Annotated in this window: 24 protein-coding genes, 1 pseudogene and 1 riboswitch; of the genes and pseudogenes, 6 read left to right on the forward strand and 19 right to left on the reverse strand. The window is 62.9% G+C overall.

Annotation, left to right across the window (positions count from 1 at the left end):
• From QCE49_RS17260 to QCE49_RS17315, 12 genes and pseudogenes are all read right to left on the reverse strand, one after another.
• Positions 1 to 191 (reverse strand): annotated as a pseudogene (locus QCE49_RS17260) (SMP-30/gluconolactonase/LRE family protein); the annotation flags it as partial.
• A gap of 16 nt (positions 192 to 207) precedes the next feature.
• Positions 208 to 1,233 (reverse strand): ABC transporter substrate-binding protein, encoded by a 1,026-nt coding sequence (locus QCE49_RS17265; protein ID WP_175980144.1) that lies wholly within the window; start codon positions 1,231 to 1,233, stop codon positions 208 to 210.
• A 50-nt stretch (positions 1,234 to 1,283) separates the two neighbouring features.
• The gene (locus QCE49_RS17270) at positions 1,284 to 2,126 is read right to left on the reverse strand and encodes a fumarylacetoacetate hydrolase family protein (protein ID WP_250457006.1); all 843 of its coding nucleotides are present in this window, start codon (positions 2,124 to 2,126) and stop codon (positions 1,284 to 1,286) included.
• Positions 2,127 to 2,139: 13 nt separating this feature from the next.
• Entirely contained in the window at positions 2,140 to 2,895 is a 756-nt protein-coding gene (locus tag QCE49_RS17275) for an SDR family NAD(P)-dependent oxidoreductase (protein ID WP_250457007.1), read from the reverse strand.
• A 28-nt stretch (positions 2,896 to 2,923) separates the two neighbouring features.
• The gene (locus QCE49_RS17280; protein ID WP_008346615.1) at positions 2,924 to 3,730 is read right to left on the reverse strand and encodes an ABC transporter permease; all 807 of its coding nucleotides are present in this window, start codon (positions 3,728 to 3,730) and stop codon (positions 2,924 to 2,926) included.
• Positions 3,711 to 4,565 (reverse strand): ABC transporter ATP-binding protein, encoded by an 855-nt coding sequence (locus QCE49_RS17285; RefSeq protein WP_250457008.1) that lies wholly within the window; start codon positions 4,563 to 4,565, stop codon positions 3,711 to 3,713. Before QCE49_RS17285 ends, QCE49_RS17280 begins: the two co-directional genes overlap by 20 nt.
• Positions 4,562 to 5,587, reverse strand: a complete 1,026-nt coding sequence (locus QCE49_RS17290) for an ABC transporter substrate-binding protein (RefSeq protein ID WP_008346612.1) — start codon at positions 5,585 to 5,587, stop codon at positions 4,562 to 4,564. The genes QCE49_RS17285 and QCE49_RS17290 overlap by 4 nt, the downstream gene beginning before the upstream one ends.
• A gap of 107 nt (positions 5,588 to 5,694) precedes the next feature.
• Complete coding sequence (gene leuB / locus QCE49_RS17295; RefSeq protein WP_008346610.1) at positions 5,695 to 6,765, reverse strand: 3-isopropylmalate dehydrogenase; 1,071 nt, start codon at positions 6,763 to 6,765, stop codon at positions 5,695 to 5,697.
• Positions 6,766 to 6,801: 36 nt separating this feature from the next.
• On the reverse strand, positions 6,802 to 7,398 hold the full coding sequence (gene leuD / locus QCE49_RS17300) for a 3-isopropylmalate dehydratase small subunit (RefSeq protein ID WP_175980147.1): 597 nt from the start codon (positions 7,396 to 7,398) through the stop codon (positions 6,802 to 6,804).
• 1 nt (position 7,399) lies between these two features.
• Positions 7,400 to 8,830, reverse strand: coding sequence for a 3-isopropylmalate dehydratase large subunit (gene leuC / locus QCE49_RS17305; protein WP_250457009.1), 1,431 nt, complete (start codon positions 8,828 to 8,830; stop codon positions 7,400 to 7,402).
• A gap of 277 nt (positions 8,831 to 9,107) precedes the next feature.
• Positions 9,108 to 10,085, reverse strand: a complete 978-nt coding sequence (locus QCE49_RS17310; RefSeq protein ID WP_008346605.1) for a GlxA family transcriptional regulator — start codon at positions 10,083 to 10,085, stop codon at positions 9,108 to 9,110.
• Complete coding sequence (locus QCE49_RS17315) at positions 10,082 to 10,657, reverse strand: isochorismatase family protein (protein WP_034470174.1); 576 nt, start codon at positions 10,655 to 10,657, stop codon at positions 10,082 to 10,084. Before QCE49_RS17315 ends, QCE49_RS17310 begins: the two co-directional genes overlap by 4 nt.
• Before the next feature lie 211 nt (positions 10,658 to 10,868).
• On the opposite strand from QCE49_RS17315, the gene QCE49_RS17320 reads away from it, so the two are divergent.
• Complete coding sequence (locus QCE49_RS17320; protein ID WP_008346602.1) at positions 10,869 to 11,201, forward strand: hypothetical protein; 333 nt, start codon at positions 10,869 to 10,871, stop codon at positions 11,199 to 11,201.
• 34 nt (positions 11,202 to 11,235) lie between these two features.
• Here the strand turns inward: QCE49_RS17320 and QCE49_RS17325 are convergent, their stop codons facing one another.
• Positions 11,236 to 13,446 (reverse strand): hypothetical protein, encoded by a 2,211-nt coding sequence (locus QCE49_RS17325; protein ID WP_241814120.1) that lies wholly within the window; start codon positions 13,444 to 13,446, stop codon positions 11,236 to 11,238.
• A gap of 402 nt (positions 13,447 to 13,848) precedes the next feature.
• Here QCE49_RS17325 and QCE49_RS17330 point away from each other — a divergent pair, with 402 nt between their 5' ends.
• Positions 13,849 to 14,190, forward strand: coding sequence for a YciI family protein (locus tag QCE49_RS17330; protein ID WP_250457010.1), 342 nt, complete (start codon positions 13,849 to 13,851; stop codon positions 14,188 to 14,190).
• 273 nt (positions 14,191 to 14,463) lie between these two features.
• Entirely contained in the window at positions 14,464 to 15,822 is a 1,359-nt protein-coding gene (locus QCE49_RS17335) for an epoxide hydrolase family protein (protein WP_250441428.1), read from the forward strand.
• An 83-nt stretch (positions 15,823 to 15,905) separates the two neighbouring features.
• Here the strand turns inward: QCE49_RS17335 and QCE49_RS17340 are convergent, their stop codons facing one another.
• The 6 genes from QCE49_RS17340 to QCE49_RS17365 all read right to left on the reverse strand — a co-directional run bounded on the left by QCE49_RS17340 (position 15,906) and on the right by QCE49_RS17365 (position 20,533).
• Positions 15,906 to 16,136: a hypothetical protein gene (locus QCE49_RS17340; protein WP_144403629.1), complete on the reverse strand. Its 231-nt coding sequence runs from the start codon at positions 16,134 to 16,136 to the stop codon at positions 15,906 to 15,908.
• Positions 16,137 to 16,462: 326 nt separating this feature from the next.
• Complete coding sequence (locus QCE49_RS17345; protein ID WP_250457011.1) at positions 16,463 to 17,740, reverse strand: hypothetical protein; 1,278 nt, start codon at positions 17,738 to 17,740, stop codon at positions 16,463 to 16,465.
• A 125-nt stretch (positions 17,741 to 17,865) separates the two neighbouring features.
• Positions 17,866 to 18,396 (reverse strand): hypothetical protein, encoded by a 531-nt coding sequence (locus QCE49_RS17350; protein WP_250457012.1) that lies wholly within the window; start codon positions 18,394 to 18,396, stop codon positions 17,866 to 17,868.
• Between the two features lie 24 nt (positions 18,397 to 18,420).
• Positions 18,421 to 19,353 (reverse strand): CsgG/HfaB family protein, encoded by a 933-nt coding sequence (locus tag QCE49_RS17355; protein WP_250437661.1) that lies wholly within the window; start codon positions 19,351 to 19,353, stop codon positions 18,421 to 18,423.
• Positions 19,354 to 19,371: 18 nt separating this feature from the next.
• Positions 19,372 to 19,812, reverse strand: a complete 441-nt coding sequence (locus tag QCE49_RS17360) for a curli assembly protein CsgF (protein ID WP_008346584.1) — start codon at positions 19,810 to 19,812, stop codon at positions 19,372 to 19,374.
• A gap of 58 nt (positions 19,813 to 19,870) precedes the next feature.
• Entirely contained in the window at positions 19,871 to 20,533 is a 663-nt protein-coding gene (locus QCE49_RS17365) for a CsgE family curli-type amyloid fiber assembly protein (protein WP_175980155.1), read from the reverse strand.
• Positions 20,534 to 20,942: 409 nt separating this feature from the next.
• Positions 20,943 to 21,042: riboswitch (guanidine-I (ykkC/yxkD leader) on the forward strand.
• A gap of 60 nt (positions 21,043 to 21,102) precedes the next feature.
• Between QCE49_RS17365 and QCE49_RS17370 the strand changes: the two genes are divergently transcribed.
• From QCE49_RS17370 to QCE49_RS17380, 3 genes are read left to right on the forward strand one after another with little or no spacing between them, the layout of a single operon-like run.
• Positions 21,103 to 22,173, forward strand: a complete 1,071-nt coding sequence (locus tag QCE49_RS17370; RefSeq protein ID WP_008346580.1) for a putative urea ABC transporter substrate-binding protein — start codon at positions 21,103 to 21,105, stop codon at positions 22,171 to 22,173.
• Positions 22,174 to 22,204: 31 nt separating this feature from the next.
• Positions 22,205 to 23,020, forward strand: coding sequence for an ABC transporter permease (locus QCE49_RS17375; protein ID WP_250441425.1), 816 nt, complete (start codon positions 22,205 to 22,207; stop codon positions 23,018 to 23,020).
• Positions 23,017 to 23,808, forward strand: coding sequence for an ABC transporter ATP-binding protein (locus QCE49_RS17380; RefSeq protein WP_250457013.1), 792 nt, complete (start codon positions 23,017 to 23,019; stop codon positions 23,806 to 23,808). Before QCE49_RS17375 ends, QCE49_RS17380 begins: the two co-directional genes overlap by 4 nt.
• Positions 23,809 to 23,822 lie beyond the last annotated feature (14 nt).

Consider the following 23,822-nt stretch of genomic DNA (forward strand, 5'->3'; position numbering starts at 1 on the left):
CCGTCCGGACCCACTGCGAGAGAGTTCGGCCATCCGACTGTTTCCGCGTCTACGCTCACGCTGCCGTCGACGGATACGCGGCTGATCGTCTCGCGCTCGATTTCGACCAGCACGACCGAGCCGTCGGCCATCGCCACCGGTCCCTCGGGGAACATCAGGCCGTCCGCCAGGATGCGGATGTCGCTCTCCATGTCTGGTCTCCTCGGTTCAACGCTTGTCCGCATTCTCGACGAAACGGTTGTCGTATGTGGCCTTCAGGTCGATCGATGCTTTGCCGATTTCGGGATCGAATGCGGTCAGGACATCGTGTACGGTATGCGCGGCGGCGTCCGTCATCAGGCCGTCGCGCGAAATGCAGCTTCGCATGTTGGCGTACGCACGAGCGAAGACATCCTTTTCGGCCAGCGCATATTGCTGCGGCACGGCGGCGGCGACCTGTTCGGGCGTTGCATGCGCCATCCAGCGCTCGGCCTCGACGATCGCATTCGTCACCGCTTGCACGGTATTCGGATACTTGACGAGAAAATCTCTCGTCGTGTACATGGCCGCTTCCGGATAGTCGCCGCCCAGTGTCGCGCGCGTGCCGGCCGGGTCTCGCATCACGGCCAACGGAAACAGATCGCCGCTGCCCTGCAGAACGGTGGCGACCGGGTCGTTGCTCATCAACGCGTCGATCTGACCGCTGCGCGCCGCAGCGATCGCTCCGGCAGATGAACCCACGCCGATGATCGACACGTCGCCGGGCTTCAAGCCGGACTTGCTCAGCAGATAGTTCACGCCCATATGAAAGCTCGATCCGGGCGAACTCACGCCGATACGCATGCCTTTCAGGTCCGCATAAGTCTTGACCTTGTCGTGGCTCGCGCGCGTCGCACCGAACACCCATCCGGGGCACGAGGCCAGCGTCACGAACGAGACCAGCTTCTGCCCCTTGGCGGCCATGGTTATCGTATTGGAGTAGGCGCCTGCCACGATGTCGGCACTTCCGCCCATCATCGCCTGCAGAGCCTTGGCGCCTCCGCTGAACACGCCGATCTCGACATCCAGCCCGGCCTGTTTGAAGTAGCCCCGGCTGTCCGCAATGACGAACGGCAGGTAAGGAAAGCCGACGCCCGCCGCCGCCAGATGCAGCTTCGGCTTCTCCGGCACAGGCGCGCCGCTCGCGGCCGATGCAGTCGAGACGGCAGCGAAGATTGCCAATGCAATGGAAACCTGACGCCAAAGCGCTGTCACGATAGTTTGTCTCCGTCGAATATTTCTCGCGCGACCGTGCCACGAAGCGTTCAACCCTGCACGACGTTCTGGCGCTGCTGCCCGAGGCCCTCGATGCCCAGCGTCACGATATCGCCCGCCTTTAGATAGACCGGAGGCTTCTGCCCCAGGCCGACTCCGGGCGGCGTGCCCGTGGAAATAATGTCGCCCGGCTGCAATGACATGAACTGCGACAGGTATGAAACCAGATATCGCACGCCATACACCATGGTGACCGTACTGCCGTTCTGATAGCGATGTCCGTTGACTTCCAGCCACATCGGCAGCGTCTGCGGGTCGGGAATTTCGTCCGCGGTGACGAGCCAGGGCCCGGTCGGACCGAACGTATCCGCCGACTTGCCCTTGGTCCATTGGCCCTGACGCTCCGCCTGAAACGCGCGCTCGGACACATCGTTGATGACGCAATAGCCCGCGACATGGTTCATCGCATCGGCCTCGCCGACGTACTTGGCCGTCTTGCCGATGACCACGCCCAACTCGACTTCCCAATCGGTCTTGAGCGAGTCGCGCGGAATCTCGATCGAGTCGTTCGGACCGACGATCGCACTCGTGGCCTTCATGAAGATGATCGGCTCCGGCGGCACCGTGGCGCCGGTTTCCGCTGCGTGGTCGGAATAATTCAGGCCGATGCAGATGAACTTGCGCGTGCCGCCCACGCAGGGGCCCAGACGCGGATTGCCTTCCACGCGCGGCAACGACGCAATGTCCAGCGCTTTCAGGCGTGCGAGGCTATCCGGCAGCAGAGCGTCGCCGGCGATATCGGCAACATGGTTCGACAGGTCACGGATATATCCATCGGCATCGAGAAGGCCCGGCTTCTCTTCGCCCGGTGAACCGTAGCGCAACAGCTTCATATGTATGCTCGCTTCAGTAGGTGGCGCGCCCGCCGGACAGATCGAAAACCGCTCCGGTGGTGAAGGAATTTTCTTCGCTGACGAGCCACGCGATCATGGCGGCGGCTTCATTCAGTTCGAGGAAACGGCCCCGCGGAATCTTGCCCAGCATGTACTCGATATGCTCGGGCGCCTGCTCCATCGCGCCGGGCGTGCGCGCAACGGCCGGTGTCACGCAATTGACCGCGATGTCGTGACGTGCCAGCTCCTTTCCCAGCGACTTCGTCATTGCGATGACCGCGGCCTTCGCCGAGCTGTAGGCCGCCGCATTCGGATTGCCTTCCTTGCCGGCGACCGAAGCGAGATTGACGATACGGCCGTAGTTCTGACGGACCATTTCCGGGACCACCGCACGGCAGCAATGGAACGTGCCGTTCACGTCGATCTCCATGACCTGCTTCCAGATATCGATCGGATAGTCGATCAGAGGCGCATTCGGGCCGACGATCGCCGCGTTGTTGACGAGGATATCGATACGTCCCATCGATTCCAGCGTCGCCGCGACAGCCGCTTGCACGCTCGCGTAATCGGCAATGTCGACGCGCTCGAAGCGAACGTCGTGCCGGCGCAGTTGAGTACGGGCCTGCTCGATGCCAGCAGGATTCACGTCCCAGACCACGAGTCGCGCACCGGACTCGAGCAGCCGGCGGCCGACTTCGAGACCGATGCCTTGGGCGCCGCCCGTCACGACAGCGACGCGGTCCGCCAGATTGATTGTGTTCGTCTGCAATTTAGTCCCTTCAGGTTGGATCGCGCATTCACGCGCTGGCGGCAACGGTCTGTCCGGCCACGGGGCGCCAGCGCAGCAGATAGTCTTCGATCATCGATACGGCCGTATCGAGCACTAGCGCGAACACGGTCAGCACCAGAATCCCCGCGATGACCGAGTTGATATCGAACACGCCTTCGGCCAGCAGAATCAGATAGCCAACGCCTTTCTCCGAGCCCAGATACTCGCCCACCACGCTGCCGACGAACGCGATGCCGATCGCGTTGTGCAGGCTCGAAAACACCCAGCTCGTCGCCGATGGCAGATACACATGCCTCATTAGTTGACGCGAGTTCGCCCCGAGCATCCGCGTATTGGAGAGCACGGTCGGGCTCACTTCGCGCACACCCTGGAACACGTTGAAAAAGACCACGAAGAAGACGAGCGTCACGCCCAAGGCGACTTTCGACCAGATGCCCAGCCCGAACCAAAGCGCGAAAATCGGCGCGAAAATCAGGCGCGGCATGGAGTTCATCGCTTTGATGAACGGATCGAACACGACCGCCAGAAACGGGCTAAGGGCAAGCCAGAGACCGCATCCCAAACCCAGAACCGTGCCGATTGCGAACGCAAGCATCGTTTCGAGCAGCGTCGTGTACAGATGGCGAAACACCGAGCCCGTGACGAACCACTCGACGATGCGACGCGCCACGCCTACCGGATCGCCGAAGAAGAACGGCGACAGCCATTTCTGATACGTGCCGAGCCACCAGATGAACAGGACGCCGAGCAGGATTGCGAGCCGCGTCGCCAGAACGGTGAAGCGATTGCCTGGACTAAACTCGATTGCGCGCATAGCTTTTCAGAACCTCGCCTCTAAGCACGTCCCATATCTGGGTGTGCAGTTGAAGGAAACGCTGTGTCATCCGGATCTCCGACATCTCGCGCGGCCGCTCGAGATCGATCTCGAACTCAGCGATAGGTCGTGTACCCGGTCCCGCCGATAGCACGATGACCCGGTCGGAAAGCGAGATCGCCTCTTCGAGATCGTGAGTCACGAACATCACGGACTTGCGGTCGTTCGACCACAGCCGTAACAGCTCGTTTTCCATCAGATGACGGGTCTGGATATCGAGCGCGCTGAACGGTTCGTCCATCAGAATGATGCGGGGATTGAGCGCCAGGGCTTGCGCGAGACCGGCCCGCTTGCGCATGCCGCCCGACATCTGATGCGGATATTTCTTCCCATGACCTTGCAGCCCTACTCGCTCGAGCCAGCCGCGGGCGGCGCTCAAGGCTTCCTCGCGCGGCATCCCGCGAAAGATCAGGCCGATGGCAATGTTCTCTTCGGCGGTCTTCCACGGCATGAGCGCATCGACCTGGAACAGGTAGGCGGCCTGCGTGTTGAGACCGTGAGTCAGTTTCTTGCCGAACACGCTCAGGCTGCCCGACGAAGGCCGGGTAAGCCCGGCGGCGACGTTCAACAGTGTCGACTTGCCGCAACCCGTAGGACCGACGATCGAGACGAACTCGCCGTCTCGTATCGTCAGGCTTCCGCCGGAAACCGCGGTGTAGGTCTGCGCTCTCTTGCCGTTGCCGGCAAAAGTGCAGGTCACGTTGTCGAAGCGTAACGCTTCGCGCGCTTCCGCCTGTCCGCTGTCGAGCGGGACGCTATACGCGGCGGTGCTCATGGCTGGACCTCTGCCGCCTTTCTGACAAATCGATTGTCGTAGGTCGTGGCGAGGTCGATCTTGGCCGAGGCCACCGCCGGGTCGAAGGCCGCAAGCACTTCATGCACCGTTTGGGCGCCCTTGGCCGTGATTTCCCCGTTCTGCGCGATGCAGCGTCGGCTGTTCGTGAAGGCCTCGGCGTAGAGCGCCTTGTTATCGCCCAGAAACTGCGGCGGCACGTTGTCGGCGACCTGTTGCGGCGTCGCCGTGGCGATCCACTTTTCCGCGCGCACGATCGCATTGGCGACTGCCTGAACCGTCTTCGGATTCTTGTCGATGAAGTCCTGCGTCGCGAATACGCTCGACTCGGGATAGTCCGCCCCGAACACCTTCACGTTGCCGTCCGCCGTACGCATGTTCTCGAGCGGTCTCAGGCTGCCGTCTTTCGTCAGGATCGTGGCACTGGGATCGTTGACGATAAGCGCATCGATTTGCCCCGCACGCACCGCCGCAACGGCGCCGGCCGCCTGCCCCACCCCGATGATCGATACGTCCGAAGGCTGCAGCCCCGCCTTGTGCAGGATGTAGTTGACCGCCATGTGCGTGCTGGAGCCTGGCGCGCTCACGCCGATTCGCATGCCCTTCAAATCCTTGGGCGACTTGACGTCGGTCTCGTGTTTCTGCGATACGCCGAAGATCCATCCCGGGCAAATCACTTGTGCGGCCACCACGACGAGGTGCTGACCCTTCGTCGCCATGGTGATCGTGTTCGAGTACGCGCCCGCCACCATATCGGAGCTGCCGCCCAACAAGGCCTCCAGCGTCTTCGAGCCGCCCGAGAATGCGGCGATGGTTACGTCGAGCCCCTCGTCCTTGAAATAGCCGCGCTGCTTGGCGACGAGCATCGGCAGGTATGTGATGCCCGTCGACGCCGCCGCGATGTGCAGCTCGGGCTTCTCAGGCGTGTCCTTCGCCACTGCCGTGGCCGATGCGCAAACGAGTCCCACGGCTGCGCACAGTGCAACTGCGAGTTTCAGCTTCATGGTTGTCTCCTCCCTTTCAAGGGATGTGGGTGCGAAAACTGCCCTGCAAGGCTGGCCTTGCGTGATCGTGACGCCGCGCTGCCAGCCGGTCCAGGCCGCGATCCGCCCTAAACGACTTCTTTCTGCAAGGCTTCGACCACTGCATCGCCCATGTCACGGGTGCCGACGCTTTGCGTACCTTCCTGATGGATATCGGCGGTTCTGTAGCCGGCGGACAGCACGGCCCGCACGGCCTGTTCGACGCGCTCGGCGGCGTCTTCCATCTCGAAGCTCTCGCGCAGCATCATCGCGAGCGACAGGATGGCAGCAAGCGGATTGGCGATGTCCTTGCCTGCAATGTCCGGCGCCGACCCATGCACGGGCTCGTACAGCCCTTTGCGGTCGTAGCCCAGCGAAGCCGACGGCAGCATGCCGATCGATCCGGTCAGCATGGCCGCGGCGTCCGACAGAATATCGCCGAACAAGTTGCCCGTGACGATGACATCGAACTGCTTGGGCCGGCGCATCAGCATCATGGCGGCGGCGTCGACGAAGAGATGGCTCAGTTCGACGTCCGGATAGTCCCGCCCGACGCGCGTGACAGTTTCGCGCCACAATTGACTCGCCTCCAGCACGTTGGCCTTGTCCACCGAGCACAGCTTGTGGTGACGTCGACGAGCGGCGCGGAAAGCCGCGTGCGCGACGCGTTCGACTTCCGATTCCGAATAGCGCATCGTGTTGAAGCCGACGCGCTCGCCTGCCTCGTTGGTCTCGAAGCCGCGCGGCTGACCGAAATAGGCATCGCCGTTCAGCTCGCGAACGATCACGATGTCGAGTCCATCGACGACTTCCGGCCGCAAGGTGGAAGCGCCGATGAGTTCCGGGAACATATACGCCGGACGGAAGTTCGCGTACAGCGTGAGTGCTTCGCGCAACTGCAGGAGACCCGTTCCGGGACGACGCTCGCGGGGTATCCCTGCTTCGTCCGCGACGCCTACCGCACCGAACAGGATGGCGTCGGCCTTGCGCGCCACGTCGAGCGTGGGCTGCGGAAGGGGTACGCCGTGCGCCCGGATGCCGGCCTCGCCGATATGCGCCTCCTGGGTCTCTGCATGGGGCGCCACGACTTGCAGCACCTTGAGCGCCTGCGCCACTACTTCCGGACCGATGCCATCACCGGGCATGACTGCAATCTTCATCTGAACTCCTCCAGGTCGTTTTGGAAAGCGCGCGCCTCACCATGCATCGGCACGATTGCGCTCGAATGCATCGATGCGGTCTCGATGCGAAAGCGTGTAATCGATCTCGTCCATGCCGCGCAGCAGGCATTCCTTCGCGAAGGGCTCCATATCGAAAGGATGCGAAGCGCCATCGGGTAACGTCACGGTCTGCGCGGGCACGTCAATGGAGATCCGGCTGACTGCCCTGCTGCCGAGGCTTTCCAGGAGCGGAAGCACGACGCTCTCCGGCAGCACGATCGGAAGCAGCCCGTTCTTCAGGCAGTTGATGAAGAAGATATCGCCGAAGCTCGGGGCGATCACCGCCCGGATTCCGTAGTCATACAGCGCCCAGACCGCGTGCTCCCGCGAAGAGCCGCAACCGAAGTTGTGGTTCGCCACCACGATGCGCGCCTCGCGAAACGACGCCTGGTTGAGCACGAACTCAGGCTTCTCGGCGCCATCCGGACCGAAGCGCAGCGCACGAAAGAGGAACTGGCCGAAATCGTCGGAGCGGGGTTTTTGCAGGAAGCGCGCGGGAAGGATCTGGTCCGTGTCGCAATCGATGCCGGCGATCGGGACGGCGACCGCATCGAGGTGAATCAGGCTTTCCATTTCATGCTCCCAGGAGACGGCGCACATCGGTCAGACGCCCTGTCACGGCAGCGGCAGCAGCCATGGCCGGACTCATCAGATGCGTGCGCACCCCAGGTCCCTGACGGCCCACGAAATTGCGATTCGAAGTGGAAGCGCAACGCTGCCCGGGCGCGGCGATATCGCCGTTGGTTGCAAGGCACATCGAGCAGCCGGGATAACGCCACTGAAAACCGGCTTCCTTGAACACGCGGTCCAGTCCTTCCGCCTCGGCCTGCGCCCGTACCTCGTGCGAGCCCGGCACGACCCACGCCTCGACGCCAGATGCGATGCGGCGGCCGCGCGCCACCTCCGCCGCGCTGCGCAAATCCTCGATGCGCCCGTTCGTGCACGATCCGATGAACACCCTGTCGATCGCCACGCCTTCCAGCGCCGCGTTCGGAGGCAACCCCATGTAGTTCAGCGCTTTCGACATCGCCGCGCGTCGATCCGGGTCGGCTTGTCGCGCGGGATCGGGAACGCGTCCGTCGATGCCGCAGGCGTATTCGGGCGTCGTGCCCCACGTGACCATCGGGGCGATGTCGGAGACGTCGATGTGTATTTCCCGATCGAAGGGCGCGCCGGGATCGGTGAACAAGTCGCGCCATTGCGACATCGCGCGGTCCCACGCATCGCCATCGGGTGCGTAGGGACGCCCCGCGATGTACGCGAACGTGGTTCCGTCCGGTGCGATCATGCCTGCTCGCCCGCCAGCTTCGATGGTCATGTTGCAGAGCGTCAGCCGGCCTTCCATCGACAGGCCGGAGATCGCGGAGCCCGCGTACTCGATGACGTGGCCCACGGCGCCGGCCACGCCGATCCGGGCGATCACGGCGAGAATCAGGTCCTTGGCGGTGACGCCCGTGCCCGGGCTGCCATCGAGTGTGACGCGCATGTTGCCCGACTTGCGTTGCCACAGGCATTGCGTGGCGAGCACGTGAGCCACCTCGGTCGCGCCGATTCCGAAAGCAAGCGCGCCCATCGCCCCATGTGTCGATGTGTGGCTGTCGGCGCAGACGACGGTCATGCCGGGCAAGCTCAACCCTTGCTCGGGCCCGACCACGTGCACGATGCCGCGACGGGAATCGTCCATGTCGAACAGCGTGATCCGAGACGCGGCGGCGTCGCGCTGAAGCGCCTGAATCATGCCGCGCCGCTCCGGGTCGGCAACCGCGGACAGGTCGTTTGCGACGCTGGAAACGTAGTGATCCGCCGTGCCGAAGATGCGCTCGGGGGAGCGTGGCGTCAGGCCGCGCTGACGCAACAGATCGAAGGACTGCGCGGTGACGTCGTGAATGAAATGGCGGTCGATGAACAACAGATCCTGTCCGTCGTCACGCGACATGACCCGGTGACGGTCCCAGATCTTGTCGTAAAGCGTGCGCGGGCGACCCGCTCCTTGTTCGAGTTGCATCGCTTCGTCTCACTCCGTGAATGCGCCGTTTGCGAACGCTTGCGTACGCTCGGCGGGTCGGTGTTGTGAGAGCATCATGCGCCAGACGCACTGCGTTGTACGTGCTATTTCGGCAAGGCACCATCGTGAAACGCGATGCCGGGGCGGCCCCTGCGGTGGACGACGCGATAGTCGAGGTGCAGCCCCGGCTCCATGCTTGCCAGATTCCGACTGTGGACAGCGGCAAAACGGCAGACGGGAAGCGGCGAGACATGCCCGGCGGCGGGTTCCGATGCGTTCAGTCGACAGAAGATTCGAGCTCCGAACCGCTGCGAAACCGCGCGGGCGACACGTCGTGATACCGCCGCCACACGCGCCGGAAATCCCGGACGGATGCGAAACCGGATTCCTCCGCCACGCGCTCGATGTTGTAGTCCGACTGCGCGAGCAAGCGCTGCGCGCTCGCCACCCGCAGACTCTGCTGATACTCCAGTACGGTGACGCCCGCGTGCTCCGCAAACAGGCGGCTCAGATGCCGCTGGCTCACATGCGCGGCACGCGCGAGTTCGGCGACGCTCCAGTCGCGCGCAGGGTTTTGCGCAATGGCATCCTGCGCGCGATGCACCGCCGGATGCATGTGATTCCGATGCGCAAGCCACGGCGAAAGCTGCACGTCGTCGCCTGCACGGCGCTGATAGACCACCTGACGGCGTGCGATATCGGCGGCGCGCTCGGCTCCCGCATAGTGCTCGATCAGATACAGCGACAGGTCGATACCCGCGGTGATTCCGGCGCTCGTCAGCACGTCGCCGTCATCGACGAACAGGCAGTCGTATTGCACGCGCGCGGTCGGTTCCGCGCGCGCGAGTTCATCGACGAGTCCGAAGTGCGTGGTGCAGCGCCGTCCCGCAAGCAGCCCCGCGCGCGCAAGCAGGAGCGCGCCGGAACAGATGCTGGCGATGCGCGTGTCTTCGGCCGGGGCGCATCGAAGCCACTGCGCGACCGTATCGAACGGCGCGTTCGTGCCCGGCTCCGGCGACTCCGTGCTGCCGACGACCATCACGAGACTGTTCCGCGGCAGCCTGTCGGGCAACGGTTCGATACCGTCGATGAAGGTGCCGAGCGACGTCGCCGCGCGCTCGAGCGGGCCGCAGTGATGCAGCGCGAAAGGCCCGCCGGCTTCGGCCGCCATTCGCATCGCCTCGGCCGGGCCGGCATAGTCGAGCATCAGCACGGGCGGCGTCAGCACGAACCATACGGATATCGGCGGAATCATGCGGCTTTTGCCGTGCGCCACGCAGCGAGCGCGTCGTCGGTTGTGGCGATGCGCGCGAAGCGTCCCTGCAGCACGAGTTCCGTATGCGCCTTGATCTCGGACGTCGAGTAGACGCGGCCGCTGATGGCGTGAGTCATCGGAAACGTGAGGGTAGCCTCGGTCACGTAGTCGACGGCATAGCCGATGTCCGAGGCGACTCGCGTCGTCGTCTCGCAGCACTGTTCGGTGCGGATGCCCGCGATCACCAGATGATCGATCTGGCGCCGGCGCAGCCACAGGTCCAGGCCGGTATCGGTGAACGCGTTGTGCGTGTGTTTCTCGAAGACGACATCGGGCGAAGCGGGCAACCAGTCCAGCGGCTTCACAAAGCCCGATTCCTTCTTGAACGGTCCGGCCTTGCCGACATGGAAGATATGAACCACCGGAACGCCGGCTTCGCGCGCGCCGCGGTCGAGGCGCAGTACAGCTTCCTTGAAAGCCGGCAGATCCGTGTCGGACCAGTCGGGCATGTGGCGAAACGATTCCTGAACGTCGATGATGACGAGAGCGGAGCGGCGTTGGTCAGCGGTCATTTTTGGCCTCGATGATTGAACGTGCAATCATCATAATGCCCCGCCAACCGCGCAGGAAAGAGCATTACGCGTCATCTTTGCGGACAAAATCCGCCATCACGAGCCCATAAGTTCGTCGGGCAGCATCGCGAGTATCCATGCCGCTGCGTTGCGACCGGATGCGGCCCGCCCTACACTTGGCTACGCGCATCGCGCGCGGGAGCAACGTGTCATGGTCGAAGTCCTCGTCATTCTCCAGCTATCCATATCGGCCGCCGAGCGCGATGCCGTCATGCGCGCCGCCCCGCCGACGCAATCCATCTCGAACCGCGTATACGTGAGCACCGCGGATGCTTCGGCCGTTCCACGCATCGCGTCGATGCACGGCGTCGCCAGCGTGCTGACGCACGCGGAATCGTCGGTGAAGCAGTCGAACGGGCTCGACGATACGGAAGCGCTTTTCGTCGATGCATGGATGTCGCGGCTCGGCCAGGTCAAGACGCGCCGTGGCGATCAGCTCGACTGGGACACGCCGCCGATGCAACCGCCCGATCCGAAGCGGTGACGCATCGGCCGCGTGGACCCCTAGCCCATCGCGCTCAGGAAACCGATCCGCCTCCGAGTGCTTCCATCGTGAGTTCCGGTTGCGGCGCGGGCGCATCGCCGGGTTGCGGACTGCCGCCGAAGTATCCGCCGCCGAACGCGTTGCCGCCGCCGGCGGTAGGGGTGCGGGTCGCGGTCGAAGTCGACGCGAGGCCGCCGCCGTTCGACGAACCGCCGCCGACGCCCGCGAGCCTGCCCGAATCCGGGGCCGATACCGCCGTGCCCTCGCCGTTCACGCTCCCCATTCCATAGCCCGCTTCCCCTGCCAGCGTGGCTGCGCCGGGACCGCCCTTGCCATCCTCGTAAGAATCGAACGCCGATGCCGATGCGCTCGCCATGCCGCCGTAAGAAGCCGCGACCGATGATGGCGTCGGACTCTGCGCGCCGGAGCCCGGCACCACGTCGAGATCGACGAGCCGCATGCCTTGCGCCGATACCTCTTCCCATTTCGCGACGAAGTGCTGCCAGTCGGCGCCGGACCACAGGTAGTACGCATCCGCGCCGGGCAGCCAGACGCCCGAGAAGCGCTGACCTTGCGCGGACTGCGTGATCTCGATATCGACGAGACGCAGATTCTGCTGGGCGAGCTCCTGCCACTTCGCGACGAAGTTGTTCCAGTCCGCATTGACCCAGAGATAATGACCGCCCGTGCCCTGCCGCCACACGCCGAAGAAGCGCTGCTCGTTGCCCACATCGACGATCTTGAGATCGATGAGACGAAGGTTCTGATCCGCGAGCTGCTGCCACTTCGCGACAAAGCTGTTCCAGTCGGCGTTGATCCAGAGATAGTAGCCATCGTCGCCGGGCAGCCAGACGCCCGAATACAGCAGCGTGCCGTTGACGTTCTGCACTTCGAGATCGACGAGCCTCAACCCCTGGGCGCCCAGCTCCTGCCATTTGGTGATGAAGTCCGCCTGATTCGCGTTGACCCAAAGGTAATAGCCGCCCGTGCCCTCGCGCCAGACGCCGTGGAATCGCTCGGAACCGTTCTCGCGCGTGATCTTGAGATCGGCGAGACGCAGATTCTGCTCCGCGAGTTGCTGCCATTTCGCGACGAAACTGTTCCACGATGCGTTGACCCACAGATAGTGCGCGTCGTTGCCCTGCCGCCATACGCCGGTGTAGGTCTGTGTAACGAGCGGAAAGCCGAGATGGAACGGCGTGTGCACGCACATGTTCCAGGTGTTGCCCTTCATCAGACAATCGACGCCGCCCCCTGGCGCGCAATTCGCGCAGTTGGCGTTCGGTTTGAAGTACACGCCCCACGATCCGCCGCAGTTGCAGCCGCTCGCCGCGTATTCGTCCGGCGCGCCGAAAATGTGCCCGCTTTCGTGCGCGAATACGCGGTCGATGTTGTCGGGGCCCCATCCATCGTTGTCGTAGTTCATCACGAGACGCGGGCCGCCGATCGACGCATAAGCAAAATGCCCGAGCGGATACTTGGTGAAGAAGCCGCAATATGTCCAGTCGGTGCCGAGATCGGTGCGCAGCTTTTCGATGTACGCCGTCACCGCGCCCATGCCCGTGCCGTAGCCGAGCTGCGTCATCGCGGGATCGCGCCACAGCGTCTCTTTTTCATCGAAAGTCAGCGTGTCCGCGCCGGGCTGCACCTCCACCGCGACGATCTTGATGTCGTACTTGAAGGTCAAGCCTTCCGGGTTTTGCGTCGCCAGCCAGCTCAGTCCGTTCTGCACTTCGGCGACGACCTTCGTACGCTCGTCCTGCGAAAACTTGAGATTGTCGTTCGGTCCTTCCACGATCACGATTCCCACCGCGACCGAGCCGGTCAGACGCTGGCTCGTCGGCGCGCCCGCCTGCGCCATCGCCCTTTCGGCGCGCTCCCTGGAGTCTTCGGGCGGCGTACACGAATACTGCATTTCCTCGCTGGAATCCCACGATTCGCCCTCGCGCGGACGCGATGACTTCGCGGTCCGATACGCGCTCGATTCGCGCAAGGCGAACGCGTTGTAGCCCAACTGCTCCGTCGCCGACAGCGAGTCGACCACCATCGCGGATGCCTGCAGCGATTCGTACGCCAGCGCCTTTGCGGCGGGTTCCGCCGATTCCTCCATCACGATCACGCGCGAACCGTAGACATGCACGACACGGCGGCTCGATGTGGATTCGGGATGACGCCGCGCCTCGGCGAATGCGCCTGTCTCGGGCAAGATCACGACACGTTCACGAATGTTGATATCACCGGCCATTTCAACCTCCTTTGAAGAGATAGGGATTTCCTGGAAGGCCATTGAGTAAGGGGTCTTCAGGAAGCGCGTGTTGAACACGCTCGTCGTCTGCGCGCCATCAGGTCAGCTCGCAGTGATCGGGATGCCGAAGAAATACAGCCTCGATCGAAGGGACGCGCCGTGATACGGCGCCCATGATTCGCGTTCTTCGTCAGAATGGGCGCAACGGTTTTTTGAGGGCCGCATTGCGAAGATCGTCCGCTTACCTTGCAGCGCGCGTTTTTATCGGCACCTTAGGTAAGACGCGTTCGCTCGGCCCGATTGAAAGCCTAGTAATCTTTCGATGCGATTTTTATTCTTTTTTCGCGCCGTTCCAGTGGCCTTTCGACGCGGGAGGCCGACTCACACCCGGAGGATCAAACGATGACGAAGTACCTAATCTCCTTCCCTGCATCGGCGATGAACGTCTCCGATGAAGACATCGACGCGGTCGGCGAAGCGGCACGCGCGGTCATCAGAGAGGCGAAGGAAGCGGGCGTCTATGTGTTCGGCGGTGGTATCAATGGGAACGTGACGCCGCTGATGGTCGCCGCCGACGGCACCGTCACGAACGGGACGTATCCGCAGACGAAAGAGTTCGACGGCGGCTTCTGTGTGCTGGAACTTCCATCGCGCGAAGCGGCCGTCCAATGGGCCGCTGACATCGCCAAAGCCTGCCGCTGTGCGCAGGAACTCCGCGAGTTCGGGTACGACCCGGAGAGCTGACACGCTCAACCAAGTCGACGACTGCCGCCACCTTGTATCGCAACGTATCGGCGGCGGCTGCGGATACGCGCGATTACACAACGCCTCGATTTCGACACGCACGGGATACGTCGGCGCGCTTCAATACGTCCATCGCGCAGCAGTGAGCCGCGCCAGCAGCGGGATCGCCGTATTACGTATGCAACGCGATCCGAGCCGAACGATCGTGTTCGAAGCGCAGTACGCGTGACGGAGTCGGCCGCCGAAATAGCTTCGCCTTCATCAGGAGTTCTCATGTCATATAACAAGACGCTTCCCAAGTCGCCGTCGCGCCGCCGCTTCGTCGAGGTTGCGGCGGCCGGTATCGCAGCGGCATCGCTGAACAAGCTCGCGTTTGCTGAACCGAACTCATCGATCGTCTCAGTCGCGAAGACCGCGAATAACGACAAGGAAGCGATTCGTCCGCTTCGCGTGCATGTTCCCGAAGCGCAACTCACCGATCTTCGCCGCCGCATCAAGGCAACGCGCTGGCCCGAGCGCGAGACCGTTTCCGACGAATCGCAAGGCGTGCCGCTCGCGATGATGCAGGAACTCGCGCGCCACTGGTCCACGGACTACGACTGGCGCAAGTGCGAGGCGAAACTGAACGGCTATCCGAATTTCATCACCGAGATCGACGGGCTGGACATCCACTTCATCCACGTTCGCTCGAAGCACGAGAACGCGATGCCGCTCATCGTCACGCACGGATGGCCCGGATCGGTGATCGAGCAATTCAAGATCATCGATCCGCTGACCAATCCCACGGCACACGGCGCGAGTGCGTCGGATGCGTTTCATCTGGTGATCCCGTCGCTGCCGGGCTATGGCTTCTCGGGCAAGCCGACGGCGACCGGCTGGGGACCCGAGCGCACCGCACGCGCGTGGGTCACGCTCATGAAGCGGCTCGGATACGACAAGTTCGCGGCGCAAGGCGGCGACCTCGGCGGCGTGGTCGCCAACGTGATGGGCAAGCAGGCGCCGCCCGAGTTGCTCGGCATTCACGTCAACTTCCCGGCGACCGTTCCCGCCGATATCGCCAAAGCGCTGCAGGCAGGCGATCCGCCACCTGCGGGCCTCAACGATGAAGAAAAGCACGCGTACGAGCAGCTTGCCAGCGCCGCAAGAAAACGCCGGGCGTACGCGCTGGAAATGGGCACGCGCCCGCAAACGCTCTACGGCATCGCGGATTCGCCGACAGGTCTTGCCGCATGGCTGCTCGATCATGGCGACGGCTACGTGCAGCCTGCGGCGGCGCTGACTTCGGCGGTGTTCGGGCGCGACGTCAACGGCGAATCATCAGGGGCGATGACGCGAGACGACATTCTCGACGACATCACGCTCTACTGGCTGACGAACACGGGTGTCTCGTCCGCGCGCTTCTACTGGGAATCGCACTTCAACTTCCTTGCGGCCGCCGACGTATCGGTTCCCGCGGCCGTGAGCGTGTTCCCGCGCGAGAACTATCAGGCGCCGCGAAGCTGGACGGAGCGCGCTTATCACAACCTCATCTGGTACAACCGGCTCGACAAGGGCGGACACTTCGCGGCGTGGGAACAGCCGGACCTGTTCGCCGGGGAAGTGCGTGCGGGGTTGAGGTCGTTGCGCACGTGAGCGCGTGCTCGGCTACATCGCAAGACGAACGTTCAGCGCGTCGACGGCATGTCCGCGATCGCATCCCGCTTCATGATCCACGGCTAATAAGCGATGCGCGTAACCACGCTGAAGGACATATCGTTCTGTTCCAGGCGTGCAGTCATTGCCTCGCGTGCGTCCGCATTGGTCGGAACGTCCAGGTAGCTCTTGCCCGCAAAGCCCGGCTCGAAACTTACTTCGGCTTCGTCGGCAATCGCCTGAAGAATCTCATGCTCGGCGGATTGAACGAGCTGGTCGTCATCGGTATGGCTTACTGCGAAGCAGGTGAGCATCGTTTGACCCCTTGCGATTGTGCTGTGACGCTGATGCGTCTCGACTGCGAAACGGGCGAGCGCCTGCGTGGCGCACATGTGCCGACGCATCTATTGTCGCCTCGGATGAGCGACATGATTACTCGACAAAAAGTCAGTGGTGCCGAGATCGAAACAGGCGGAATACAGTCAGCTTCCTCGTAAATTGCCGGGCTAGAGTTTTGGGCTCGTGTACGGCCGATGGCACCGATCGGCCGATTCGCGACATCGCGTGAATGAAACAGCGGCGAGCGGTACTTTCGAACCGCTCGCCGCCCGCCATACCGCCATTCGTTGCGCCGCGTTCCTTACTTCTGAACGACGACAGCCTTGTTGAACGAACCGCCCTGCGTGATCGCAGCCGCATTGCCGATACCGCTCTGAGTCACGGAGCCGTAGTTGGCGTTGCCGATCTGGACGATCGAAGCCGTGTTATACGCACCGGTTTGCGAAGCATCCGCGGAGTTGAAGTAGCCGACTTGCGTTAGCGTCATGTCTTCGTGCGAGCCCGACTGCTTGCCCTTCGCTTCGTTGAAGCCGCCGCCCTGACCGGCCAGCAGCGTCGATTCAAACGCGCCTTGTTGCGTCAGATCCATGTTGTTGTTCGAACCGACCTGAACCGCGGCTGCCAGGTTGCTGCCGCCATCCGTCTGATGAACGGCCGCCGTGTTGCGATCGCCCGCCTGAACGACATACGTGTGATCGTTGGCTTCGCGATACTGATCGACGTATGCCGTGTTGTAGGCCGAGCCGGTTTGCAGGATCGTCGTCGTTTCGTTGGTCGCGTTGCCTTGCGTCACCTGCGCATAGTGCGGTGCGCCTGCGCCGCTCTGGTCGATGGTGGTCGTGTTGCCGCCGCCGTTTTCCGAATGCACTTGCGCGCGGGCGAAGTCGGCCTGCCTGATCGACACGTTGTCGCCGATTTCCGAAACCTGCTCGATCTTGCCGTCGTTATGATCGCCGATCTGATCGATGCGAGCCGAGTTGTAGCCGCCATTCGTCTGCGTCACGGTCGCGATGCCGTTCTTGTTGCCTTGCAGGATGCCGACGCGGTTGCCGATCGTGGTCGTCTGCGTGACCGTCGCTTTTGCGCCGTCGCTCACGCCTGCCGTCTTGCCGGTGCCTTGATCGATGTTGACCGTGTTCCAGCTCGAGCCGGTGCGATTGATGGTCGCCGAGTCGTTCTTGCCGAATTGCGTGACCGTGTCCTTGTCGTACGACGAAGCCGTCTGCGTCACGTTCACGGTGCTGTTGCTGCCCGTTTGCTTGATGGTGGTCTTTTCACCGATCGCCTGCTGCTGCGTGAGCGTCGCGCTCAGCTTCGATTCGCCCGAAACGCGTGCCGCGTTTTGCTGGATGTCGGTCACGTTGGCGCCGCCGTTGCTCGAAGTAACGGTCGCGCTCGAACCGTCGCCGTTCTGCTGGACCTTCACGCGGTCATGGCTGGACGCCGTCTGCGTCACGCCAGCAGTGTTGCCGTTGCCGTACTGCTCGACGATCGCGCCTTCGCCGACCGACGCTGCAAAAGCCGACGTCGATGCCAATGCTGCCAGACCCATAGCGATGATGATTGCCTTCACTTTCATTTTTATGCCTCGTTGACTTGATGTTTTTTGCACGTAGATTCGTAACCTGACGGACGTCAACCCCCGCTGACGCCCGGCCCTGCACACTCACACACCTACCTGTACTGCTTGGTCTCCTCGCCTGCCTACTTCATCAGAACCGCAGCCCGGGCGCCGCCCGTCTGCATAACCGATAATCCTGAACCGTTCCTGCTCTGCAAGATCGAAATCTCGTTGTTGTTGCCAAGCTGCGTCACCGACGACGACATCGAATTCCCGACCTGCGTGACCGTTGCTTCGTTACCGCTGCCGTTCTGCATCGCGATCGACCGGTTGTACTGACCCGACTGATATCCGGCGTAAAGATTGGCGGCGCCGCTTTGCTGAAGCACGGTCCAGTTGTCGTTGCCGGCCTGCGCCGTCGCCGCCGCGTTCGCGATGCCGATCTGATTGGCCATCAAGCCGTTATGTCCGGCCTGAATCGCGTCGAGACGATTACCCTGGCCGTGTTGCGACACGCGAGCGACTTGCGTCGCGCCGCCGAAGCCCGGTTCCGGCGGACCGAAATCCGAGACCGACGACAGGTCCGCCGCATACACCGCGAGCGAGACGACCGCGCCGAGCGCCGCGCACACAGCGACCTTCGATGCGCGCATTGGCGCACGCGATGCTTTCATGCTGATCTCCTTCGCTGAGACTGATTAACTGCCGATGGTCTTCGGCGGATCGATTCTCACCGGGCTATACGACGGATTCACGTCTTCCATCGTCTGCGCGTAGCCCTGGTTTTCCTGCAGATATCGCTGCATCGTCGGGTCGTACCAGTCCTTCGTGTCCTTGAGCGCCCACGACTGGTTCGCGACGCCTTGCACGATCAGATGCACGAGCGCCGATTCGATCGCTTCGTTCACGCACAGCTGCTGCGGCTCGTTGCGCGTCATGCCGGCTTCGGCCTGCAACAGATCCTTGAAGCCGATGAAGCGATACACGCCGGTATCGACCTGAATCGAATAGATGGTCTTGGTCGTCGACACGCTGTTGAGTATCGTGCCGTTGCGGATATCCACGGCGCGCAGGTTCACCGTCACTTGATCCACGCGATATTGTTGGGATGCCGAAATACCCAGATACGCGATGCCCGCGCCGCCCGTGCGAATGTTCGTGTCGTAACCGACGATGCCGCCTTCCAGCACGATGCTCGCCGGTGCGAGAGCGCCGATCTGCGGTATCGCGTTCTTTTTGTCGTCCGGCGTTTCCAGCGCGCGCATGATCTTGCGTTCGGTCAGGAGGTCCTGAAGGTTTTCGCGCTCGACGGGCGTGAACCAGCCGGAATCGCGCATCGCCTTCACGAGAAACGAAGCGCCGCCCTGCGTCACCTGCGACGAGAACGAGCTGTCCGGCGACGGCTTGTACTGGCCCGTCAGATCGCGAAAACCGTACACGGCCGCGACGATGCGCCCTTTCGGCGGCGGCAGGTGCGTGAGGTCGCGCGTCACGCGCGTCGGCGGCGTGAGCGTCGCGTTGCCCGCCGAAGGCATCGGCGTCGTGACGCAGCCGGTCAACAGCATCGTTGCAAGGAGCGTGGCGCCCAGTGCCGCGCGCGTCGCCAGTGTCGTGATAGCTTCTTTGTTCATGTCGTATGCGCGCTCGCGTTACTGTCCGTTGCCGACGACGAAGGTCGTCGAGGCACCCGTGGTCTTGTCGGTCGTCGTCACTTGCAGATTGCCGCCGGTAACTTGCGTGATCGCGATCGAGAAGTTGCCCGTGTTGATCGTGCCGGGATGCAGCGTGCCGTCCGTGCCGACGATCGAGCTCGATATCGACGACGCGACGCGCGACAGAATCGCCTGCTGCAATTGCGTGTTGAACTGGTCGAGCGTGGACTGGCTGCTCGTACCGAGGTTCTCCGTCGACGGATCCTTGTACTTGTTCTGCGCGTTCGCCTCGTTGAGCAGATTCGTCCCGTTCAGCGGATTGCCGCCGAAGTTCGGATTCACCGGTTCATACACAAGCGATGTGGCTTGCGCGGCGATAACCGGCATCGCAAGCGCGCAAGCGAGCAACGCGCGTTTCAAGAGCGCATTCGTTTTCATTGCGGTTTCCCCGTATTTTCTGGCCTTACTGCATCGATTTTCTTATGATGCGATTTTTTTATAGTTCGTCCATCGCCATGTCGGCGTCGCGGAACAGCAGACGGGTCAGGTCCGCCTGCATCACGTTCTGAAAGGCGATCTGCGCCGCGCCTTCGGCAATCGGCTTCACGTTCGAGCGCGCAATCGGCAGGAACGCCTGGAACACGCGACGCTGGCCGTACTCCACCCACACGAGACTGCCGTAGCGCGGCGACGGCCGCTCGTGCACCGAAACGATGTAGCGCTCGGACAGCGGGATGGCGCCCCAGGCCTGCGCGAACCAGGTGTAGAAGTCCTGCCCCGCGAGCGTCACCGTGTCGGTCGTGACCACGCCGCCGAGCGTATCGTCGAGCGCTTGCTTGCCTTCGATATCGACGGTGCGCGAGCGTGCCGTGCCGGCGAGGGTGGCGCTCTTGTCGAGCGACGATGCGGCATTCACCGTGCCGCGCGGCGTGAGAGGCGCGCCATTGGCGGCCGGCAATTCGCCGGTGTTGCCGACCGGACCGGGCGTCGGCGTGCTGGGCAGCGAGATGAGCGGTTGAGCCCGAGACGCCGTGTTCACGTGCGCGGCCGGCTGCGTTTCCGCATCCTGCGCATTCGCATTGATCGCGCCGATCGAAACCCCGATGCACACTGCGATGACCCGCCCTTTGACAGGCGCGTTGTTCTTCTCACGCTGCATGACTTCCCCGTATGTCTTTGGCCGCTATGGTGCTGCCTTCAGACGGTCTGTTTTAAACGCTTCGTTTTTATTTGTACGACGAGACGGATTCTCCGTAATAACCGGTAATGGCAATGTTGTCCGCGCCACATTCATGCCAAGAAAATCGCAAGCAACGACGCATCGGCTGAAAGCGTTGCGCCGATGTTTTCGCGCGTCTACCCAAGGAAACGTTTGCTGGCAACCAGGGACGACGCCCGATGTTGGTGCAGCCGATACATCAAACGTGCGCCGCTTTCACCGCGGATGGGCAATGCGCTCCGTCCGAACCTGCGCAACGCCGCCAGCAGCCATAAAAACTATTGGCACGATTCCCGCTTAGAGGGGATGGCAAGGAGCCGGCGCATCATCCGGTTCATCGAACAATCTGGAAATGGACGGCTAGGGTTCCGGTCTGCTTCACGCGGATGCTGGTCCGAGAGCTGTCGACCTCAGGCGAGGTTACACGGCGGGATAAAAGCCCGGGAGAGAACGCGATGAGTCGCGCTGCTCCCTTGCCGTCGCCAACCGTCTCCTTCGAGGTCAACCTCATGCGCAAGCTCGCTCGCTTTCTTGGCATCGCCGCACTCTCCGTCGCCGCTTTCGCGTCCAGCGCCGCATCCGCCGCGCCGCGCAACGACTTCAAGGTCTGCTGGACTATCTACGCGGGCTGGATGCCGTGGGGCCAGGCCAAGACGCAGGGCATCGTCTCCAAGTGGGCGAAGAAGTACGGCATCAACATCGATGTCGTCCAGCTGAACGACTACGTCGAGTCCATCAATCAATACACGGCCGGCAAGTTCGACGGCTGCGCGATGACCAACATGGACGCGCTCACGATCCCGGCTTCGGGCGGCGTGGACTCGACGGCGCTGATCGTCAGCGATTACTCGAACGGCAACGACGGCGTGCTCATGAAGGGCAAGGGCAAGCAGATCGCCGATCTCAAAGGCCAGCAGATCAACCTCGTCCAGTTCTCGGTCTCGCATTATCTGCTCGCACGCGCACTCGAAAGCGCGCACATGAGCGAGCGCGACCTCAAGGTCGTCAACACGTCCGACGCCGATATCTCCGGCGCATTCGCCACGCCCACCGTGCATAACACGGTCACATGGAATCCGATGCTCGCCGACCTGAAGGCGCAGCCGAACGTCACCGAAGTCTTCGACTCCAGCAAGATTCCCGGCGAGATCATGGACATGATGGTCGTCAATACGAAGACGCTGAAGGACAACCCGGCGCTCGGCAAGGCATTGACCGGCGCATGGTTCGAGATGGTCGCGCTGATGCACGGCGATTCCCCCGAAACCACGAGCGCGCTGACTTCGATGGCCAAGGCGTCCGGCACCGATCTCGCCAACTTCAAAGGCCAGCTCTCGACCACCGCCCTCTTCTACACGCCGAAGGCCGCGCTCGAATTCGTGACCAGCCCCGACATGCCGAAGATCATGACGCGCGTCGCCAAGTTCTCGTTCGATCACGGCCTGCTGGGGCAAGACGCGAAGAGCGCGGATGCCGTCGGCATGGCGTTCGACAAGGGCGTCGTCGTCGGCAACAAGAACAACGTGAAGCTGCGCTTCGATCCGGCCTACGTCGAGATGGCGGCGGCCGGCAAGCTCTGAGCGCTTCAGGTTCTACTACATGGCGGTCAACATGCGACTCATCAATCGACATCCGAGCAGGACCGGCGCGCTGATGCTGTTACTGCTGCCGTTCGTCGTGCTGCTCGCGGTGTATTTCACCGGCTCTTCGATGCGGCTCGCCGACAATCCCGACGACAAGCTGTTGCCGAGCGCGACGCAGATGAGCGATGCGATGAAGTCCGCCGCCTTCGCCGAAGACAAACGCACCGGCGAGTATCTGCTCTGGACCGATACCGCGTCGAGCTTGCGAAGGCTCGGCATCGGGCTCGTCGTGAGCGCGGCGATCGCGCTCGTTGCGGCCATCGCGACGGGATCGTTTCCGCTCGCAAGCGCGACGCTTTCGCCGTTCATCACCGTCATATCGATGGTGCCGCCGCTCGCCGTGCTGCCGATTCTCTTCATCGTCTTCGGTCTCGACGAACTGTCGAAGGTCGTGCTGATCGTCATCGGCATCACGCCGATGATCATTCGCGATCTGCACGCGCGCGCCGCTGAAATCCCGGCCGAGATGTGGATCAAGGCGCAGACGCTCGGCGCGAACAGTTGGACGCTTGTTCTGCGGCTCGTGCTGCCGCAGCTTCTGCCGCGTCTGCTCGTCGCGATCCGGCTTTCGCTCGGCGCCGCATGGCTCTTTCTCATTGCAGCGGAAGCGATCGCATCGACCGACGGGCTTGGCTATCGCATCTTTCTCGTGCGGCGCTATCTGTCGATGGATCTCATTCTTCCCTACGTCGCGTGGATCACGCTGCTCGCGTGGCTCACCGACGAACTGCTGCGTCGACTCACGCAGTGGTGCTTTCCGTGGTACGGCGGAGGCGCGCGATGATCGTCGTTCGCAACGTATGGAAAAACTACGGCGATCAGGTCGTGCTGGAACGGCTGAATCTCACCGTGAAGGAAGGCGAATTCTGTTCGATGGTCGGCGCGTCCGGCTGCGGCAAGTCCACGTTTCTGCGCCTGCTGCTCGGACAGGAACGGGCGACGCGCGGCGAGATTCTGCTCGACGGCGAACCGTTTCCCGCCGAACCGGACGCGCATCGCGGCGTCGTGTTTCAGCGCTACTCGGTCTTCGATCATCTGAGCGTGCTGCGCAACGTGATGCTCGGTCTCGAACTGCCGCGCGCGAAATTCACGGGACGGCTCTTCGGCGCACAACGACGCGCCGCACGCGACGAAGCCGCCGCGATGCTCGAACGCGTGGGTCTTGGCGCGGCGCTCGACAAGTATCCGCAGCAACTTTCGGGCGGCATGCAGCAACGGCTCGCCATCGCGCAGGCGCTGATGATGAAGCCGCGCGTGCTGCTGCTCGACGAACCCTTCGGCGCGCTCGATCCCGGCATCCGCAAGGACATGCATGTGCTGTTGTCGGAGTTGTGGCGCGAATCGAAGCTCACGATTTTCATGGTCACGCACGACCTCAAGGAAGGCTTCACGCTCGGCAGCCGCGTGCTCGTCTTCGACAAGGTGCGCGTCGATCCGCAAGCGCCCGGTGCGTACGGCGCGCGCATCACCTACGACATTCCGCTCGACCGCACGCGCGCCTCGGCATCGGCGGTGCATATGGCGCAGGCCGCGGTGCAGGGCGCATCCAGCATCGAACTCGTCTCCGACTAAAGGAAGCTCCACGC

Source organism: Caballeronia sp. LZ008 (assembly GCF_031451435.1).
GTDB lineage: Bacteria > Pseudomonadota > Gammaproteobacteria > Burkholderiales > Burkholderiaceae > Caballeronia > Caballeronia zhejiangensis.